This window comes from Nonomuraea sp. NPDC051941 (assembly GCF_044593615.1).
This window is the reverse complement of the sequence record NZ_JBIUCF010000020.1, coordinates 214,100-233,327: the sequence shown is the minus strand read 5'-3', so window position 1 is coordinate 233,327 and position 19,228 is coordinate 214,100. Positions and strand designations below refer to the sequence as shown.

13 protein-coding genes are annotated in these 19,228 nt (G+C 70.8%); 7 read left to right on the top strand and 6 right to left on the bottom strand.

The window, feature by feature from the left end:
* Positions 1-426 precede the first annotated feature (426 nt).
* Positions 427-1,236: a class I SAM-dependent methyltransferase gene (locus ACIHFD_RS31740; RefSeq protein ID WP_397370000.1), complete on the bottom strand. Its 810-nt coding sequence runs from the start codon at positions 1,234-1,236 to the stop codon at positions 427-429.
* Here ACIHFD_RS31740 and ACIHFD_RS31735 point away from each other — a divergent pair.
* The 5 genes from ACIHFD_RS31735 to ACIHFD_RS31715 are packed head-to-tail and all read left to right on the top strand — an operon-like array spanning position 1,192 to position 12,083.
* Complete coding sequence (locus ACIHFD_RS31735; protein WP_397369999.1) at positions 1,192-2,967, top strand: acyltransferase domain-containing protein; 1,776 nt, start codon at positions 1,192-1,194, stop codon at positions 2,965-2,967. The two genes, ACIHFD_RS31740 and ACIHFD_RS31735, sit on opposite strands and share 45 nt — an antisense overlap.
* Positions 2,964-5,906, top strand: coding sequence for an SDR family oxidoreductase (locus ACIHFD_RS31730; RefSeq protein WP_397369998.1), 2,943 nt, complete (start codon positions 2,964-2,966; stop codon positions 5,904-5,906). Before ACIHFD_RS31735 ends, ACIHFD_RS31730 begins: the two co-directional genes overlap by 4 nt.
* On the top strand, positions 5,903-8,446 hold the full coding sequence (locus tag ACIHFD_RS31725) for a KR domain-containing protein (protein ID WP_397369997.1): 2,544 nt from the start codon (positions 5,903-5,905) through the stop codon (positions 8,444-8,446). Before ACIHFD_RS31730 ends, ACIHFD_RS31725 begins: the two co-directional genes overlap by 4 nt.
* Complete coding sequence (locus ACIHFD_RS31720) at positions 8,443-9,777, top strand: cytochrome P450 (RefSeq protein ID WP_397369996.1); 1,335 nt, start codon at positions 8,443-8,445, stop codon at positions 9,775-9,777. Before ACIHFD_RS31725 ends, ACIHFD_RS31720 begins: the two co-directional genes overlap by 4 nt.
* Positions 9,774-12,083 (top strand): SDR family NAD(P)-dependent oxidoreductase, encoded by a 2,310-nt coding sequence (locus tag ACIHFD_RS31715; RefSeq protein ID WP_397369995.1) that lies wholly within the window; start codon positions 9,774-9,776, stop codon positions 12,081-12,083. Before ACIHFD_RS31720 ends, ACIHFD_RS31715 begins: the two co-directional genes overlap by 4 nt.
* 30 nt (positions 12,084-12,113) lie before the next feature.
* On the opposite strand, the gene ACIHFD_RS31710 is transcribed toward ACIHFD_RS31715, so the two are convergent.
* Complete coding sequence (locus ACIHFD_RS31710) at positions 12,114-13,430, bottom strand: S41 family peptidase (RefSeq protein WP_397369994.1); 1,317 nt, start codon at positions 13,428-13,430, stop codon at positions 12,114-12,116.
* Between the two features lie 87 nt (positions 13,431-13,517).
* Here ACIHFD_RS31710 and ACIHFD_RS31705 point away from each other — a divergent pair, with 87 nt between their 5' ends.
* Both ACIHFD_RS31705 and ACIHFD_RS31700 read left to right on the top strand, forming a co-directional pair.
* Complete coding sequence (locus ACIHFD_RS31705) at positions 13,518-14,171, top strand: response regulator transcription factor (RefSeq protein ID WP_397369993.1); 654 nt, start codon at positions 13,518-13,520, stop codon at positions 14,169-14,171.
* Positions 14,168-15,274 carry an ATP-binding protein gene (locus ACIHFD_RS31700; protein WP_397369992.1) on the top strand — a complete coding sequence of 369 codons (1,107 nt, stop codon included), beginning with the start codon at positions 14,168-14,170 and terminating at the stop codon, positions 15,272-15,274. The genes ACIHFD_RS31705 and ACIHFD_RS31700 overlap by 4 nt, the downstream gene beginning before the upstream one ends.
* A 2-nt stretch (positions 15,275-15,276) precedes the next feature.
* On the opposite strand, the gene ACIHFD_RS31695 is transcribed toward ACIHFD_RS31700, so the two are convergent.
* From ACIHFD_RS31695 to ACIHFD_RS31680, 4 genes are all read right to left on the bottom strand, one after another.
* Entirely contained in the window at positions 15,277-15,864 is a 588-nt protein-coding gene (locus ACIHFD_RS31695; RefSeq protein ID WP_397369991.1) for an isochorismatase family protein, read from the bottom strand.
* Positions 15,865-16,043: 179 nt separating this feature from the next.
* Positions 16,044-17,051, bottom strand: a complete 1,008-nt coding sequence (locus tag ACIHFD_RS31690) for a 1-aminocyclopropane-1-carboxylate deaminase (protein ID WP_350740864.1) — start codon at positions 17,049-17,051, stop codon at positions 16,044-16,046.
* A gap of 10 nt (positions 17,052-17,061) precedes the next feature.
* Positions 17,062-17,748 (bottom strand): GntR family transcriptional regulator, encoded by a 687-nt coding sequence (locus ACIHFD_RS31685; protein ID WP_397369990.1) that lies wholly within the window; start codon positions 17,746-17,748, stop codon positions 17,062-17,064.
* Positions 17,749-17,793: 45 nt separating this feature from the next.
* Entirely contained in the window at positions 17,794-18,960 is a 1,167-nt protein-coding gene (locus tag ACIHFD_RS31680; protein WP_397369989.1) for a pyridoxal phosphate-dependent aminotransferase, read from the bottom strand.
* Positions 18,961-19,228: the final 268 nt, after the last annotated feature.

The window sequence follows — 19,228 nt, the reverse complement described above, 5'->3', positions numbered from 1 at the left end:
TGCGTGTGGCGCCGGCGTTGTTTTTTCTCTCCCCCCTCCCCCACAACACCACCTTTAAACATATCTCCCCCCGGGCCCCCCGCGGGGGCCCCCCCCCCCCCCCACGCTGTGTTCTTGGGCAGGCCGCCTCGCGAGGCCCTGAACGGTGCGGGCGCCGGTCGAGGAAACGAGGGGCCGCCCGTCTTCGACAACGTTGCCGCCCGTACCGGCGACGTCGCGGCCTTCGCTCGTCGTGCGCCGCCCCCGGTCGCGCGGATTCCGTGCCGCAGACGCAAAGGCCTCCGGCGACGTTTCGCCGAGGGTGGTCCTCAGCCCGCTCGGGGACGCTGACGGCAAGTTCCTCGGGGCGTCGCCCTCACCCCGAATGGGGCCACCGCGTACGTCATCAACAGCGACTCGGACACGCTCGCTCTTTGGCGTGGTGAGCTAGCCGTCCGAGTCGGCATCCGACGGCGGTGCCTCGACGACGAAGCCCAGGAAGGCAAGCTTGTCCGCGAAGTCCTGGAAGTCGTCCGGGAACAGCTCACGGGCGGCCGGGTCGGGCTGCGGCTCGCTGATGACGGCGAGGCGGAAGCCGGCGGCGGTGAAGGCGTCGGTCATCGCGTGCAACGGCCTGCGCCAGAAGGTCATCGGGAAGGACTTCCCGTCGAACGTCCACTCGTCGGTATAGCTGGTGGTCGCGAAATAGCTGCGCCGAGGAGGACTCTGGGTCACGTGCTCCACGAAAGGGTGGTTCACCGACGCGATCAGCCGGCCGCCGGGCCTGAGCACTCGCCGTATCTCGGCCAGTGCCGGCCCCCAGTCCTCCAGGTAGTGCAGCACCAGCGACGCGACCACGTCGTCGAACGCACCGTCGGCGAACGGCAGGGGGTCGCTCAGGTCGGCCACCTGCAGGTTCGCGTCGTCACCGAGCCGCTGCCGAGCCAACGCCAGCATCCCGGCGCTGGCGTCGATGCCGGTGACGACGGCACCGCGGTCGCGTAGCGCGGCGGACAGGGGGCCTGAGCCGCAGCCGGCGTCCAGGATCCGGCGACCGGCCACGTCTCCGACGAGGGCCAGGATCGAGTACCGCGCCCAGTACTCGTTCAGGATGTTGTTCTCGGTTTCCGCCGAGTACGCCTCGGCGAAACCGTCGTAGTCGTTCACCTGGTCCGGATCTGCAGGCTGGGTTGCGGGCGAAACCCAGGAAGGATGCCCTGTGGCGACATTCTCGGACACGTCGGTTACTCGTTCCATCGTCGCAGCCTAGCGATCCCCTCCCCCACTGCCCTGCTCCGTGATAGATCCTCAGGCTGGGCAAGACCGACATCAAGATCCGCCCCATCGGCCAGGAGGCGGCCACCGCAGTCGTGCGGGCCGCCCCAAAACCCGCAGGTTGGCCCTTCGTGGGCCCGAGGTCAATTTCACGGCTTTGCGATCACCCCTGACTTCACGCTTGCTTTAGGGGTGTCCGCGATGCATCTAACGCGGTTACCTTGGCTTCATCGAGCTCGCACGCGGAATATTCAACGCGAATCCCAGGAATGGGAATTTTGCCGACACCGTGCTCTGAGGGGGACCGGAATGCTGAGCTCCGTCGAAATTGTTGTGGGTCTTTTCCCGGGTCAGGGAGCCTATCTGCCGGGCGCTCTGCCACGGCTACGCGCGCATGATCCCGGCACCGCCAAGGTGATCGAAACCATTGACACGGTGGCCGATGGCATTCTCGGAAAAGGCCTGAGCCGGGCCTTTTCCGATGATTCCGTCGATCAATTGGTCGAAGCGGCGCCGGACGTGCTCCAGCTGGCTGTTTTCGCCACTTCGGTCGCCGCCTTTCGTGCGCTCTCCGATCAGGGAGCGCGGTTCAGCGTGCTCGTCGGGCACAGTCTCGGCGAAATCGCGGCGCTGGTCGCCGGTGGCGCGCTGGACGTCGCCGAGGGCGCGGAGATCCTCTGCCACCGGATCACCGCGCTGCGTGAGCACGACACCAGCGGCGGCGGGCTGCTGGCGCTGGGCTGCGAGCCCGACCGGGCCCAGCAGATCCTCGACCTGCTGCCGACCTCCGGCGCCGTGATCGCGGTGGACAACGGGCCGGCGCAGACGGTGGTCGCGGGGCGGGCGGACGCGCTGCGCCGCACGGCGACGATCGCCACCGCGATCGGGCTGCCGTCGACCACGCTGCACTCGCCGCATCCGTTCCACAGCCCGCTGCTCGCCCCGGCGCGGCAGGAGCTCGCCCGCCGGCTCAGCGGATACGGCCGGAGGGGCCTGCGCATTCCCGTCTTCTCCCCTGTTCTCGGCCGCTACTACCGTGATTCCGACGACCTCGGCGAACTGCTCGCCTCCCACCTCGTCACGCCGGTGCGGTTCGGACCCGCTGTGGAGCGGCTGCATCGCTCCGGCGCCGGCGTGTGGGTGGAGGTGGGCGCGGGACGCGCGCTGACGTCCCGGGTCCGCTCGATCGAGTCGTCCGCCTCCGTGCACACACCGCTGCTGCCGGACCTGGACACGCTCCGCGAGACCGGCCAGTTCCTGGCTCCCGCCGCCGAGCCACGGACGGTCCGGCACACCGGCACGACCATGGCGTACCCGCCCGCGCCCGCCGCCGTGGCACCGGAGCCGAGCACGCCTCCCGCAGTGACACCGGAGCCGAGCACGTCTCCCGCCCCGGTTCCGCCGCAGGACACGAGCGCGCCTTCCGCCCCGACGCCGCCCGCAGGGCCCACGTCGAGGGAGACGGTCGCCGTCCGGGTGCGTGATCTCTACGCCACCACGCTGGAGTACCCGGAGGAGGTCTTCGAGGACGGCGCCGAGTTGGAGGCCGACCTCGGCGTCGACTCGGTCAAGCGGGTGGAGCTGATGGGCAGGCTCGGCGTGCTGTTCGAGCTGGGCCCGCCGCCTGACGACATGCGGATGGCCGACTACCGGACGTTCGGCCAGGTGGTGGACTTCGTCCTCGACTCGCTGGCCAGGGCGGGCACGCCATGACGGGCTTCCAGGGCCGTGTCGCCCTCGTCACCGGCGGCGCGGGCAGCGTGGGCGCGCGCATCGTGCGCTCGCTCGCCGAGTCCGGCGCCAGGGTGATCATCAACTGCTTCCACTCCTACGACGAGGCCAGGACCCTCGCGGCCGAGCTGGGCGACGGCGTCGAGGTGATCAGGGCGTCAGTGGCCAAGCCGGATCAGGTGCGTCGCATGTTCGACCAGGTCAGCGCCACCCACGGACGGCTGGACCTGCTGGTGAACAACGCCGCTGGCGGGACGTTCACCGCCTGGGACGAGCTGGCGGAGGAGCACCTGGACCAGGCGTTCGAGGTCAACGTCAAGGGCGCGCTCTGGTGCGCGAGGGCGGCCCGCCCGCTGCTGGCCCGATCCGGCGCGGGCTGCATCGTCAACGTCTCCTCGCTCGGCGCGTCTTACGCCCCGGCCAACTACCTGCCGATCGGGCTGTCCAAGGCGGCTCTGGAGGCGCTGACCCGCTACCTTGCGGCGGAGTTCGCCCCGGACGGCATCCGGGTGAACACCGCCTCCGTCGCACTCATGGACAATCCGGTCGGCCGCATGTTCCCGGGGTTCGAGTCGGTGAGCGCCAACCTGGTGGCGGCCACCCCGCTGGGGCGGCTGGCCACCCCGGACGACCTGGCCGACCTGGTCCTGCTGCTGGCCTCTCCCGGCGCGGGATGGATCACCGGGCAGACCGTGGTGGCGGACGGCGGCATGTCATTGCAGCGCCGCGCCACGTCCCCAGACCCGGAGCAGAAACCAGAGCCAGCGCCGCAACCAGAACCGGCGCCGCAACCAGAACCAGCGCCTGAGCCAGAGCCGGAGACGTATTCCGATCATGACGTGGATCCTGTCGCGGTGGTCGGCATGGGGCTGGCCGTTCCGGGGGCCAACGACCCGGACGGCTTCTGGTCGCTGCTCATGGAGGGCGCGGAGCTGTTCGTCGACGTCCCGCCGGATCGCTGGTCGATGGCGGGCTTCCACGACGACGACCCGAGCGCCGCCGACAAGACCTACCAGCGCCGCTCGGGCTTCATCACCGGCTTCACGCCGCACCCCAAGCTGGCCGCCGAGCGGCCGGACGACGGGCTCGACTTCACCACGGTGTGGCTGCGGCACAGCGTGCACCAGGCGCTGGAGGGCGTGGCCAGGCGGGACGGTGACACGTACACCGCCTGTTTCGGCTTCACCCCCGACGGCAGCCAGCACCTGCAGGAAGCGCTCATCCGCGAGGAACTGGGCGAGGTCCCCGACTCCGTGCTGTGGCACGGTGACGCCACCCGGTCGCAGCCGTTCCCGCACCGGATCGGCGCCAGCGCCATCGAGGGCCTGTTGCCGGCGGACACCCGGCTGCTCATGGTGGACACCGCGTGCTCGTCCTCGTTGTACGCGATCGACCTGGGACTGCGTGACCTGTTGTCCGGCCGGGCCGATGTCGCCGTGTGCGGCGGGGCGTTCGCGCTGGTCCCCAGCGGGTCGGTGCTGTTCTCCAAGCTGTACGGGTTGTCCAGGAGCGGAGAGGTGCGCGCGCTCGACAGGACCGCCGACGGCGTGCTGTTCTCCGACGGAGCGGGCGCCGTGGTGCTGAAGCGGCTGTCCAGGGCGCTCTCCGACGGTGACACCGTGTACGGCCTGGTCGCCGGGGTCGGCCTGTCCGCGGACGGCAAGGGCAAGGCCATCTACGCGCCGTCCAGCGCGGGCCAGGAGCTGGCCGTCGCCCGCGCGCTGGACAAGTCGCGCGTGGAAGCCGGCGAGGTCGACTGGGTGATCGCGCACGCCACCGGAACCCCGGCGGGCGACGAGGCCGAGTTCCTGAGCCTGCGCGCGGCCTACGCCGGGACGCATCCGGTCCAGGTGACCTCGAACAAGTCCCTGATCGGCCACACGGGCTGGGCGGCCGGGGTGGTGTCGGTCATCCACGCTCTTCTGGGGCTGCGGCACGAGATCATTCCCGCTCAGCACCGCTTCTCGGCGGCCCCGGACAGCTTCGGCCTGGAGTCGTGCAATCTGGAGATCCCCGAGCGACCCGTGCCCTGGCCGGCGCGGCCGGACCGGCCGCGCACCGTGGCCGTGTCCGGCTTCGGTTTCGGCGGCACCAACGCGCACCTGCTGATCCAGGAGTTCCGGCCGGGCCGTCGCGGCAAGGCCGGCTACGGAGCCAGGACCGGCGAGCCCATGGTGATCGTCGGCTGGTCGGCGCACGTGCCCGGCGCCGAGAGCAACGCGCAGGTCGCAGAGTGGGCGCAGGGCAGGCACATCCTGCCGAACTCCTTCGGCGACGGCTACCCGAGTCCGCCGTTCGCCCGGCTGCGCCTGCCGGCCTCCACGATCCGGGCGACCGACCGCACCCAGCTCATGATCATCGAGTGCATGCACCGGATGGACCCGCGGATCCGCGAATTCTGCGGGCGGCACAGCCGTACCACCGGGGTGGTGGTGGGCCACACCGGGCCCACCAGGAACGCGGTCCTGTACGCGATCCGCGCCCACCTCGACGAGCTCGACCGCCAGGCCGTCCCCAAGGCGCAGGAGCTGCGCGAGCGCGTGACCGGACTGATCGCCGCGCCGGACGAGGACTCCTTCCCCGGCGAGATGCCCAACGTCATCCCCGCCCGGCTGTGCAGCTACTTCGACCTGCGTGGGCTCAACATCGCCGTGGACGGCGGCGGAGCCTCGCTCGCCGACGCCTTCGAGGTGGCCGAGTGCTACCTGGACTTCGGCGACGTGGACGCGGTCCTGGTCGCCGCGAGCAACGGCAACAGTCTCACGTCCTGGGGCCGCCTGCTGAGCTGCGGGGAGATCGGCGAGGGGACGTTCCTGTTCGCGATCACCAGGAAGTCGCTGGCGCTGGCCGAGGGCCTGCCGGTGCTCGCCGAGGTGTCCGTGGAGTCCACCGTGGAAGAGATGCTGGAGGCCATCGCATGACCCGCGCGAACTTCCTGGGCGCGCAGGGCGGGCGCGAGCTGATCGCCTTCCTGAACGGCGCGCAGAGCCGGACGGCGGTCGAGCTCAGGGCCGACCGGCAGGCGAGCCCGCGGGTGATCCGGCTGAGCAGGCAGCCGAAGGCGGCCAGTCTGCTGGACCGCCACGTGATCGAGCTGGCGCCCGCGCCACGCCGGCCCATCCGCTCCGCCCCGCCCGCGATCCCGGCGGACTCCGTCGTACTCACCAACTCCGCCGCGTTCCGCACCGCGCTGGCCCACCAGGACGGCCAGGCACCCCGGCACGTACGGGTGCTGGTGGACGCCACCGATCCCAGCCTGCGCGAGGCCCGCTGGTCGGACCCGGTCCGCGAGCTGCTCGCGCTGCACGAGCGCACGTTCATGACGGCCAAGGAGTGCGCGCCACGCCTGGCGGGCGGCTCGTTCGTGGTGAGCGTGGTGGGCGGCGTCACCGAGGCGGGGGTGCCGCTGCCCGTCACCGGGTTGTTCACGGGCCTGGTCAAGAGCCTGGCGCTGGAGCTGCCCGACACGAACGTGCTCGCCACCGTGCATGCGGCGGCGCCGCTGGAGGAGGTGCTGGCCACGGTGAGCGCCGAGCTGGGCGCCGGCCAGCTCCTCCCGGTCACCTATCACGTCGGCGGGCGCCGGCTCACCCCGCGAGCGGTGCCCGCCGAGGCGGTGCCGGCCGGGATGCCGGACGGGATGCCGGCGCTGGGCCAGGACTCCTTGGTGGTGGCCGCGGGTGGGGCGCGCGGCATCGGCGCGCCGATCCTCACGGCGCTGGCCGGGCGCTACCGCCCGCGCATCGTGATCCTGGGCAGCTCCCGGTTGCCCGGCGACTCCGGGGAACTGCCCGAGCGCAGCACGTTCATCAGGGCCCAGCTCAACGGGCCGGGCCGGGTCAGCGTGGCCGAGGCGAACGCCAGGTTCGACCGGCTGCGCGAGCAGCGGCAGGTCCGGGACACGCTCACCGAGCTGGAGCGGCTGTCCGGACCTGGGCGGGTCCGCTACCTGCGCTGCGACCTCCGGGACCCGGACGCGGTCAGGCATGCCGTCGACTCCGTGGACGGCCCCATCGACCTCCTGCTCAACATCGCCGGCACCAACCGGGCCTCCGACGTCACCGCGAAGTCCGTCGGCGACTTCCGCACGGTGCGTGACCTCAAGGTGCATACGTACCTGAACCTCAAGGAGGCGCTGCGCGGGCGGGAGCCGCGCCGCTGGTGCAACTTCGGCTCGTTCATCGGGCTGACCGGCCAGCGCGGTGAGACCGACTACGCCGCGGCCAACGACTTCCTCAACATGGCCGCGATGAGCGCGGAGAACGAGTTCACCATCGGCTGGACGCTCTGGCGCGACGTCGGGCTCGGGGCCACCCCGCTGATGCGCGCCTTCCTCGCCGAGATCGACGCGTACACCCCGATGCCGACCGAGGAAGGCGTCGACCATTTCCTCACCGAGCTGACCGCCGTGCGGGACGCGCCGGCCACGGTGTTCCTGGGTGACAAGGAACGTGAGCTCGTCAGGGGCATCCGGCCGGAGTTCCTGGACTTCTGCATGGGCGAGGCGCGCGCGCTGCCGTACATCGACACGGTGCTGCGCCGCAACGCCACGGAGCTGGTCGCGGAGCGCACGTTCACCCTGGACAGGGATGGTTATCTGGAGTTTCACCAGGTGCGCGGCTATCCGACCCTGCCCGGCACGTTCGTGCCCGAGCTGGCCGCGCAAGCCGCGGTCTCGCTGGTGCCGAACCGGGTCCCGGTCGTCTTCGAGGACCTGCGGCTGGAGTCGTTCCTGCGGATCTACCGGAAGGACCGGCCCGAGGTCAAACGGCTCACCGCCACGCTGCTGCGCACCGACGAGCGCGAGTCGGTGGTGGCCGTCCGCGTGCTGGGCGACGTGGTGGCGCCGAACGGCGTGACCGTCGCCCGCGACAAGCTGCACTTCTCCGTCACCGTACGGCTGCGCGACGCTCCCGTGCCCGGCCCGAGGTGGACGCACTGGGACGAGCACGGCAGCAGGCCCCTCCGCGACCCCTACCACGCGCCCGGGTCGGACGTACTCCTGCGCGAGGTGTTCCGGTCGACCACCGGCACCCGGGAGCATCCGCTGGGACGGCGAGGCCGGCTCGCGCTCGACGCGCCGGCGCTGCGACGCTGGTTTCCCGACCTGCTGGTCCCCTCCGTCACGCTCGACGGTCTGGTGCGCGTGGCCGTCCTCCACACCGTCGCGGACCGCTGGACGCCCGTCGCGATCCCGCGCACGGTCCGCCGGATCGACCTGTACGGCGGCCACACCGACCTGACGCTCGCCGCGCTGACCGAACCGGTCGAGCTCTACGTCACCCCCGTCGACCTCGACCTGGAGGATCCGGAGCCGGAGAACCGGGCGATCGCGGTGGCCGCCGACGGCGAGGTGCTGCTCCAGGTGAAGGACATCACGGGCGCCATCGTCGGCTACGTGGACCAGGAGACCGGCCAATACCTCGACAGGGAACGATTCGACCGCCAGGAGCGCTCATGACCCGCCAAGGAACCTGCCCTGTCGCCCACGGCCCGGCCGGGCTGCCGGTGATCGGTGACGCCATCCCCTACTTCAAGGACCCGCTGGCCTACACCCTGCGCATGCAGGAACGCGACTCGCTGGTGTCGGTCAAGCTGCCCATCCCGTTCGTGCAGGTCACCGAGCCGGAGGCGATCGAGCGGGTGCTGCGTACCAACCCGGACAACTACGTACGGGGCAAGCTCTACCGCGGATTCTCCGGCGTCATGGGCTCCGGCCTGCTGACGCTCGACACCGACCAGTGGCGCGCGCCGCGCAAGGCCGTCCAGCCCGCGTTCAGCCTGCAACTCGTGCGGAGCAACGCGCGCGAGGCCGTCGGCGCCACCGAGGAGGTCGTCCGCCGTTGGACGGCGCACGCGAAGTCCGGTGACGTCGTGGACGTGGCACCCGACCTGATGGACATCGCCGCCAGGGTCCTGGGCATGGCGCTGATCAGCCAGGACCTGTCGGGCACCGACTACGCGCGAGCCGCCGCGATCGCCAACAAGGTCATCTTCACCCGCACGATCATGGGCCTGCCCGCCATGATCCCCTCCTTCGTGCCGACCCGGTATCACCGCGACCGGAAGTGGGCGGACCGGGTGCTCGACGGCATCATCCACCGGGTGATCAGCTCGCGCCGCGCCGGCGGCGAGTACGGCTCCGACGCCGCCGGGCAGCTGCTCGGCGCCGGCCTTTCCGAGGCGGAGGTGTCGGACAACCTCCGCACCCTGCTGCTGGCCGGCTCCGACACCACCGGCCAGGCGCTCGCCTGGACGATGTACGAACTGGCCAGGCACCCGCAGGCCCGCCGCGCCGTCGAGCGCGAGGTCGACGAGGTGCTCGCGGGCCAGGCGCCCGCACCCGACCGGCTGGGCGAACTGGTGCAGACCACGGCCGCGATCAACGAGGCGCTCCGGCTGCACCCGCCGGTCTGGCAGTTCCCGCGCGACGCCGTCGAGCCGGACTGCCTGGCCGGCCGCACGGTGCCGGCGGGGACGACGGTCCTGCTCAGCGTGTACGGCACGCACCGCTCACCGGAGCACTGGTCCGACCCGGAGGCCTACGATCCCCGGCGTTTCCTCGACGACACCCAGGGCAAGCGGCACAAGTACGCCTTCCTGCCGTTCGGCGGCGGGCGGCGCATGTGCATCGGCAAGGGGCTGGCGATGGCCACGCTGGTGACCGCGGTGGCCATCCTGTCGCAGCGCTACCGGCTGCGGCTGTCGGGTGCGCACACGGTGCGCAGCGGGCACTACGTGACTCTGTTCCCCAGCGGCGGGATCCCCGCGGTCGTGCAGGAGCGGACATGACGGCCGCCGCGCCGGTCCGCCCGCACCTGGTGTCCTTCGACACCACCTCCTTCGTCCGGCCGGTCCGTCGCATGATCTGGGAGCCCGTACCGCACCCGCTTCCGCCTCCCTCCCCTGTGGCGCGGCGGCTGCTGGTCATCGGCTCCGACGCGGAGCTGGCCGCGGAGGTGGCGCGCGCGCTCGGCGCGGACCTCTGCGTGCCCGGCCGCGAACCCGAGCGGGACGACTGGGACGGGATCATCGACCTGAACGTCGTGGGCGTCCCCTACCGGTTCGACGGCAAGGAATGGCGGGACGCACTGGCCAGGACGACCCGGATGGTGCAGCGCAGATACGGTGCCTGGGGAGCCGACCCCCGCGCCGACCGGTACTGCTACGTCGCCGTCACCGCCATGGGCGGGCTGATGGGTTACCACGACGGGGCGATCGACGCCCCGCTGGGCGGAATCTGGGCCGGCTTCGCCAAGTGCCTGCCCCGCGAGCTGCCCAACCTCGCGGTGAAAGTCCTGGACGTCGACGCCGTCGACCCGGCCCGCCTGGCCGAGCTGCTGACGGCTGAGCTGGCGGCCTGGGACCTGTTCGAGATCGGCTACCGGCGGGGAGTCCGCCACGCCTTGAACGCGCGGCCGAGCCCGGAACCGCCGCCCCGCGTCGAGCTCGGGTCCGACGACGTGGTGCTGATCTCGGGGGGCGCCCGTGGCGTCGGCTTCGCCCTGGCCCGCGGGCTCGCCGAGGAGGTCGGCTGCCAGGTCGTGGTGACCGGCCGCGACGAGCTTCCGGCCGACGCCGGCTGGCTGACCATGGACGACGCGGACTACTCCGAGTACTGCCGGGCCAGAGTGCGGTCCGCCCGCACCGCCAGGGAACTCCGGGACGTACGCGCCGCGCTCAAACGCGAGGCCGAGCTGCGGCAGGTCGGCGCGAACCTGGCAGCGGCCCGGCGGGACGGCCTGCGCATCACGTACGAGCCGTGCGACTGCGTGCGGCCGGAACAGGTCGACGCGCTGTTCGCCCGCATCCCCGATCCCAGCGTGATCGTCCACAACGCGGGCATCGACGTGCCGACCAGGCTCGACAACAAGACCCCGGAAGACGTGGTGCGAACGGTCGACGTGAAGGTCACGGGCTTCGCCAACCTCACCCGCGCGGTGCTCCACACTCCCGGGAGGCGGGACACGCTCAAGGTGTTCTGCAACGTCGGCTCGCTGGCCGGACGCATGGGCGGCATGATCGGGCAGATCGACTACGCGGCGGGTAACGAGGCTCTGTCCAGACTCGGGTTCTGGGCGCGCAACACGCTCGGGCTGCCCGCGCAGACGTTGTGCTGGCCGACCTGGGAGCGGCTCGGGGTCATCGCCAACTACGACGCGGCGGTCCGCTACGTGTCCACCATCGATCCGGCCGAGGGAGTCCGGCGGTGGATCCGCGAGCTGCGCTCCGGCCACACCGGGGAGGTCATGTTCATCGGCCAGGTCGGCAGCATGCTGGTGCCCACTCAGCTACGCGGCTTCCGGCTCTTCACCGGGCATCCGGATCTGCCCAGGTTGCACGGGCTCGCGCATTTCCTGGGCTCCGTCGAGCTGTTCGAACCGTCTCGCCGGCTACGCAGCAGCGTGATCCACACGCCGGGCTCTCATCCGTGCCTGACCGAGTTCACCCTGGATGGGCGTGCCGCGTTGCCGATCTCGGTGCTGATCGAGCAGGCGTGCTCGGTCGCCGACTGGGTCGTGCCGCCGGACCGGCCGCCGCAGCACCTGGTCGAGGTGGGGGACGTGCAGGTCCGGCTGTCCGCGCTGGTCCTGGCCGCCGACGGGAGCCGGTTCACCACCCTGGCGCTGGGCGAGACCCTGGAGGAAGGCTGGAGCGTCCAGGTCACGATCACGGCGGAGACCGGGGAGACGGCCGGGTCGATGCGACTGCTCTACCGGTCGTCGCCGCCGACGCCTCCGCCGTCCGTGCCACCATCGGTCACGCGCGGCGTGGCCGCTTCTGGAGGGCGGCTGGCCTGGTCGGGGCTGGTGCTCGGCGCGGGAGACCGGCTGCCCGCCGTGACCGCCGCCGATCTGTGGACGTCGCCGTTCCCGCCGCAGCACGGGATCGCCCCCGCCGCGCTCGATGCCGTGGTGCGCCGAGCGGGGCCGGTGACGGGCGACGTCGTCGAGATCGCCCGTATCGTTCCGTATCCAGGGGCGCAGCAGGTCGACGAGCTCCGTCCGGTCGCCGGCGGCTGGGCCGGGCTGAGATCAGGCCGCCAGGTCCTGTCCGTCGAGGGGGTGGCAGCCGGGCCCGCCCTGCCCACTCCCTGAGCCCGCCCGAGGACCGTCGCGGCGAGCGCGTCAAAGAAGCGTCAGTGCCTTGGCCACGCCCGGGTCGCGCCCGGTGGCCAGGTCCAGGGCGGTCATGGGGGCGTAGTGGTCGACCGGGACGCCGATCGTGTCGATGATCTCGCGGGCGGGCCCGAGGTGCCGGACCTTGGGCAGGAGCAGGATGCTGCCGTCGTCGAGGAGGTATCCGTCGCTGGGGCCGGAGACGGCCCCGGCGGTGCGGGTCCCGATGAGGGTGCCCAGGCCGTTGTCCTTGACGGCCGCGCTGAAGTCCTCGCAGGCCGAGGCGCATCCGCGGTCGGTGAGGACGACCAGGCGCGAGCCGAGCAGCGGGATGCTGTCGTCGGTCCGGTTGGGCACGCAGTCGCCCTTGAGCGGGCAGAAGTAGCTGGTGACCTTGCCGTGCGCGAACGCGCCGAGCAGCCGCGTCACCTCGCGAGGCGACCCGCCGCCGTTGCCGCGCAGATCGAGGACCACCGCCTTCGGCTTGTCCTTCAGCTTGGCGATGACCTGGTCGGCGGCGCCTTCATTGAATCTGGGCAGTTGGACGTAGGTGACGCCGTCGGCGAGCTTCTTCGACGTCACCGCCGGAGGCTGCTGCGTGACGGGGCCCTCTCTGAGCTCGACGGTGCGGGTCCGTCCCGTTGTGGGGCGCTTGAGCGTGAGCGTCACCGTGCCGGCGGCGAAGGCTTGGACGATGCTCTGGTTCACGGTGTCCCCGATGAACGCCGGTATGCCGTTGGCCTTGACGATGATGTCGCCGGGCCTGATGTCGGCCTTGGCGGCGGGGCTGCCGGGCAGGACGCGGGTGATGAACAGCGGCGGCTTGGCCGCCGGGTCGAGTTGCGGGCCCTGCTGGGCCGACACACCCACGATGCCCGTCCCGACCGGCCCGCCTTCCGGTGGAGGAGTCGGCCTGACCGCGCGGGCGTGGTTGTCGTGCAGTTCGGCGACCATCGCGGTGATCGCGGCGCGCAGCGCGGGCACGTCACCGGCGCCGAGGGCTTTCGCGAAGGCGGCCCAGTCGGTGTCGCGGTTCCCGGTCAGTTCGGGCAGCTTGAGGTCGGGCCGATCGGCGCCGCGCCGCATCAGGTCCTGGGTATAGGCGGCGAAGGCGCTCTTCAGCAGCGCCTTCGCATCCATGGCCGGACCGCTGTAGTAGTTGTCCAGTACGCAGAAGTACGCCTGCCGGAGCGTGTTCACCGAGGTCGGCGGCGCAGACTCCGGCGGTGGGCCGGTGAGGGCGGTGCAGCGCTCGGCAGGCGCGGAGGCGGGTGCGGACAGGGAGCAGGCCGCCATCAGGATGGCGGCGCAGAGGGATTTGATCATGCCGCCAGCGTGGCCGGAAGCGGGTTGCTCGGCTGTGAACGGATCCGTTAACGCCGCTGTTACCCCGATTCGGGTACGAACATCGCTATGCGGGTTCTGGTGGCCGAAGACGAACGAGACCTGGCCGATCTCGTGGCGGTGGGGTTGCGCCGCCACGCCATGGCCGTCGACGTGGTGTACGACGGGCTCGCCGCGTCGGAGCGGCTGGCGGTGAGCGACTACGACGTTCTCGTACTGGACCGGGACCTGCCCGAGATGCACGGCGACCTCGTGTGCCGCGAGCTGGTGGCGCGCGGGAGCCGTACACGGATCCTGATGATGACGGCGGCCGCGGCGGTGCCGGAGCGGGTGGCCGGCCTCGGGATGGGGGCCGACGACTACCTGCCCAAGCCGTTCGACTACGCCGAGCTGGTCGCACGGGTGCAGGCGCTGGGGCGGCGCAGCCAGGCGCAGGTGCCGCCGGTGCTGACGCGGCACGGGATCGTGGTCGACACCCACCGGCTGCAGGCGTCGCGGGACGGGCGGCATCTGCATCTGTCGCTCAAGGAGTTCGCCGTCCTTGAGGTGCTGATGAGGGCGGATGGCGCGGTCGTGAGCTCCGAACGGCTGCTCGAAGAGGCATGGGACGAGAACGTCGACCCGTTCACGACGGTGGTGCGGGTCGTGGTCAGCCGCTTACGCGCGAAGCTGGGCGATCCGCCCTGCATCCAGACGGTTCCCGGCGCGGGATACGTGCTGTGACGACGGTCCGGGTACGGCTCACGCTGATCTACTCCGGGCTGTTCCTGCTGACCTCGACCGTGCTGCTGGTCACGGTCAACCTGCTGCTGCGCCACGCGCTGGACAGGAGGATCGGGCGGATCGGGCCACTCCCGGTGGCGCCGGTGGCGCCGGACCTCGCGGACCATCAGCTGCCGACGCTGCCCGATCTGGTGGACGAGGTGATCGACTACCAGTGGGACGTGACCGTGGCGACGGTCGGAATCCTGACACTGGTATCAGTGATCGTCGGCTGGCTGGTCGCCGGGCGGATCCTGCGGCCCGTCCACCAGATCACCGCCACCGCGCAGCGGCTGTCCCTCTCGACCCTGCACGAACGCATCGCGCTCAGCGGGCCCAAGGACGAACTGAAGGAACTGGCGGATACGTTCGACGCGATGCTCGACCGCCTCCAACGCTCCGTCGAGGGGCAGCGGCGGTTCATCGCGAACGCGTCCCACGAGCTGCGGACCCCGCTGGCCGTCCAGCGAGCGGCGATCGAGATCGGCCTTCCTGAAGACGTCGGTGAGATCCGCGACAAGCTCCTGTTCCACAACCACCGCACCGAGAGCCTCATCGACGCCCTGCTGGTCCTGGCCCAGGCGGAGCACGGCCTTGAGAAGAGGACACCGGTGGCCCTGGACGAGGTGGTGCTGCTCGTCCTGGCCGAAGGCGGCTCGGACGAGGTCACCGTGACGACGCGGATCGAACCGTCGGTCGTCGACGGGGATCCGATCCTGCTGAGCCGGCTCGTCACGAACCTCGTCGACAACGCGGTTCGCTACAACCGTCCCGGCGGAACCGTTGAGGTGACGCTCTCCCGTGGAGTCTTGAAGGTCTGTAACACCGGCCCGCACGTTCCCGAGGAACGTTTCGGCGATCTCTTCGAGCCCTTCCGGCGGCTGCAGACGACCCGTGGACAGGGCGCCGGGCTCGGGTTGTCGATCGTCGCGTCGATCGCGAAGGCTCACGGAGCCGACGTGCGAGCGAGCCCCAACCCGGGGGGCGGGTTGGAGCTCGTCGTGATCTTCGCGGAATCCGAGGATGCGGCGGACGTGGAGCCTGATGGTGAGCGTGGCGCCTGAGTTCAGGCGACGACAGGTTCGCCGGTCAGGGCGACACCGGCCCGGCGCATTTCGTCCAGTGCGGTACGCGTGGTGTCGGCGGCGACGCCGGCCGTGTAGTCGAGCAGGACCCGCACCGTGAAGCCCGCGCGCGCCCCGTCCAGTGCCGTGGCCTTCACGCAGTGATCGGTCGCGATGCCGACGACGTCGAGTTCGGCGACGTCACGGGCCTTCAGCCAGGCGGACAGTGTCGTGCCGTCCTGGGCCGAGCCCTCGAAACCGCTCTTGGAGGCGGAGTGAGCGCCCTTGTAGAAGACCTCGTCGACGTGCCCGGAGTCGACGGCGGGCGCGAAATTCGGATGGAACTCGCCTCCCTCACTGCCGACGACGCAATGCACGGGGAATGAGTGCTGGAAGTCGGGGTTGTCGGAGAAGTGGGCGCCCGGATCGATGTGGTGGTCACGGGTGGCGAGGACGAAGGCATACTGCCCATCGGCGCGCCGGACCAGCTCGGCGATGGCGGCGGCTCGATCCGCACCACCCTTCACCGGAACGCTGCCGCCCTCGCAGAAGTCCTTCTGCACATCGACGATGATCAGTGCACGACTCACGGAAATCCCCTTTCCTCGGGTGAGTCACCTCCACCCAACTGTGACATTAAGTGCAATCATCCTCACTATACGTGTTCGTTTTAGGGGGCAGAAGGGAGCGCGCCGCTCGTTCGCCCGTCTCCCGCGCGAGCCGCAACCTGCCGTTCGAGCAGCCGATGGCGTTCGGCTCGGCCCAACGCTCAGCGGAAGACGCCGCTGTAGGCGTTGAGGGCGGGCTGGCCGCCGAGGTGGGCGTACAGGACGTTGGAGTCCTTGGGAATCTCGCCGCTGCGGACCAGGTCGATGAGCCCGGCCATCGACTTGCCCTCGTAGACAGGGTCGATGATCATGCCTTCCAGCCGTCCGGTGAGCCTGATGGCGTCGAGGGTGGACTGCACGGGGATGCCGTACCTGTCGCCGGCCCAGCCTTCCAGCACCGTGATCTCCTCCTCGTGCAGGTCCCGGCCCAGGCCGATGAGCTCGGCCGTGGCGCGGGCGATCTTCGCCACCTGGGCACGCGTCTCGGCGAGCTTGGCCGAGCCGTCGATGCCCAGCACGCGCCGGGGACGATCCTGGCCCGCGAAGCCGGCGATCATGCCTGCCTGGGTGCTCCCGGTGACGCTGCACACCACGATGGTGTCGAAGAAGACGCCGAGCTCGCGTTCCTGCCGCTGCACTTCGTACGCCCAGTTGACGAAGCCGAGACCGCCCAGCGGATGGTCGGACGCTCCGGCGGGGATCGCGTACGGGCGGCCGCCGGCGGCCGTGACCCCCTCCAGGGCTTCGTGCCAGCTGTCCTTGAGCCCGATCCCGAAATCGGCCTGGACCAGGCGGACGTCGGCGCCCATGATGCGCGACAGCAGGATGTTGCCGACCTTGTCGTTGACCGCGTCCGGCCAGTCCACCCAGCTCTCCTGCACGAGTACGGCCTTCAGCCCGACCTTGGCGGCGACCGCGGCCACCTGCCGGGTGTGGTTGGACTGCACTCCCCCGATGCTGACCAGGGTGTCCGCGCCCTGGGCGAGGGCGTCGGGGATCAGGTACTCCAGCTTGCGGGTCTTGTTCCCGCCGAACGCCAGCCCGCTGTTGCAGTCCTCCCGCTTGGCCCAGACGCGGGCTCCGCCGAGATGGTCGCTGAGCCGGTCGAGGCGGTGGACGGGGCTGGGACCGAAGAGCAGCGGATAGCGCTCGAAATCGTCGATGGACATGTACGGCTCCTCAGGTTGAAGGCTCGTTCTCGGAAGCGGCGGGCATGGCATCGAGGAGTGGGACCAGGGTCCCCCAGTTGGCGCGTACGGCGAGCGCCGCCCCCTCCACGTCTCCGGCCGCGCACAACGCGATGATCCGTTCGTGTTGCGCGACCGACCCCCGGCCGCTCAGGGAGGAGAACCGCATCCGCTCCACGCGCCGCAGCACCGGCGTGAATTGGTCGAGAACAGCACGTATCGCATGATTCGCGGACGCGATCACCGGGATGCCGTGGAAGGCGTCATCGGCGGCGAGCGCCGCGTCCACGTCGTCGCGGCGCAAGGCATCGGCGAAACGCGCGTTGGCCTCACGCATGGCGTCGAGTTCGCCGGCGGACAGATTCGGCAGCGCCTCCCGTACGGCGAGCTCGTGCATGGCGGCCGTCACCGACTGGGCGGCGCGCACGGACCGGACGTCCACCGTGCTGACGATGGTGTAACGACCGGGCTTGGTCCGCACCAGCCCGGCCTGCTCCAGACGCGTCAGCGCCTCCCGGACGGGAGTGCGGCTCACGCCCAGCCACTGTGCCAGATCGCCGTCGTTGAGACGTTCGCCCGGGGCGAGCGTGCCGTCGACGATGGCGTCTCGGATGGCGCGATAGGCGTTCTCCCGGAGAAGTGACCTGGCGACCACTCCCCGGCTCTGTGGAACCGGCATGCAATATATTGCATGACGCATGTCGCGAGGAGTCAAGCCCCCGTCTCAGAAACGCCCGGCGGGGTGAAGGAGGCCGCTGGCGCAGATGCGGCGGATGCCTTCACGCAGGTCGTCGGCGGAGGCCGCGAGCGACAGGCGGATGTACTCGCCCGAGCGTTCGCCGAAGGCCGGGCCGGGGCCGACCGCGACGCCGTGCTCGGTGATCAGTCTCTTGGCGATCTCCATGCCGTCGAGATCCCGGTTGCCGGTGCGAATCCACAGGTAGAAGGCGCCCTGCGGCCGGTAGACGTCGAAGCCGTGGGCGGCGAACTCCCCGACGGCGAGATCGCGGTTGGCCCGATAGGTCTCGACCATCGCGCGCTGCTCGTCTTGCGGCCCGGTGAGCGCGGCCAGTGCCGCGTACTGACCCGGTGTGCTGATGCAGGAGACCATCGGCTCCTGCAACCGCGTGATGATCTCCGCGAGCGACGGCGGCGCCGCCAGGTAGCCGATGCGCCAGCCGGTCATCGCGTACGTCTTGGAGAAGGTGAACACCGAGATCGTCCGCTCCGCGCCGCCGACGGCCGCCGTGGAGGCGAAGGTGTCGTCGAACACGACCTGGTCGTAGCACTCGTCGGAGACGATCCACAGGTCGTTCCGCTCGGCGAAGGCGATCAGCTCGGCGAGGGTCCCGGCCGGGAACACCGACCCCACGGGGTTGGACGGCGAGTTCAGCATCAGCACCTTGGTGCGCGGCGTCACGAGCCGTTCCAGCTCGGCGAGGTCGGGGAGGAACCCGGTCTCGGGCGCCAGGGAGTAGGCCGTGGTGGAGGCGCCGAGGATCTTCCCGAACGCGATGTAGTTGGGCCAGGCCGGGTCCGGGATCAGGATGTCGTCGCCCGGCTCGACCAGCGCGGTGAGCGTGGCGAACAACGCCTGCACCCCGCCGGCCGTGACCACGATGTCCTCGGGGCGGGCGTCGAACCCGTTGACCCGCTTGATCTTGTCACTGAGCGCCGCCCGCAGTTCCGGGATCCCGGCGTTGGCCGTGTACTTGGTCCGCCCCGCCGCCGCGGCCTCGTCGGCCGCGCGCACCACGTGCGCGGGCGTCGGGAAGCCGGGCTCGCCGATCTCCAGCCGGATCAGGTCCGGGCGGGTGCCGGACATCGCCAGATCCATGATCGTACGGATGCCGTTGTGCTTCATGCCTGCGACGGCGGGGGCAGCGCGCATGCTTGGCTCTTTCCTGGAGGACCGCGTCCGGCGGTCAGTGAATGCTGCGGAGGAACTGCTTGGTGCGCTCGTGCCGGGGATGGTCGAAGAACTCCTCCGGCGAGGCCGACTCGACGATGCACCCCTGGTGCATGAACACTGATGGACGCCGCCCGGCACCACACCGGACCAGGACGCCCTCTGTATGCGCCGAGCGGACATCGCACAGGCGCTGTCCGGCCTCGCGGGCGCCTACGCACTCGACGGCCACCCTCACGAGGCCGCCCAA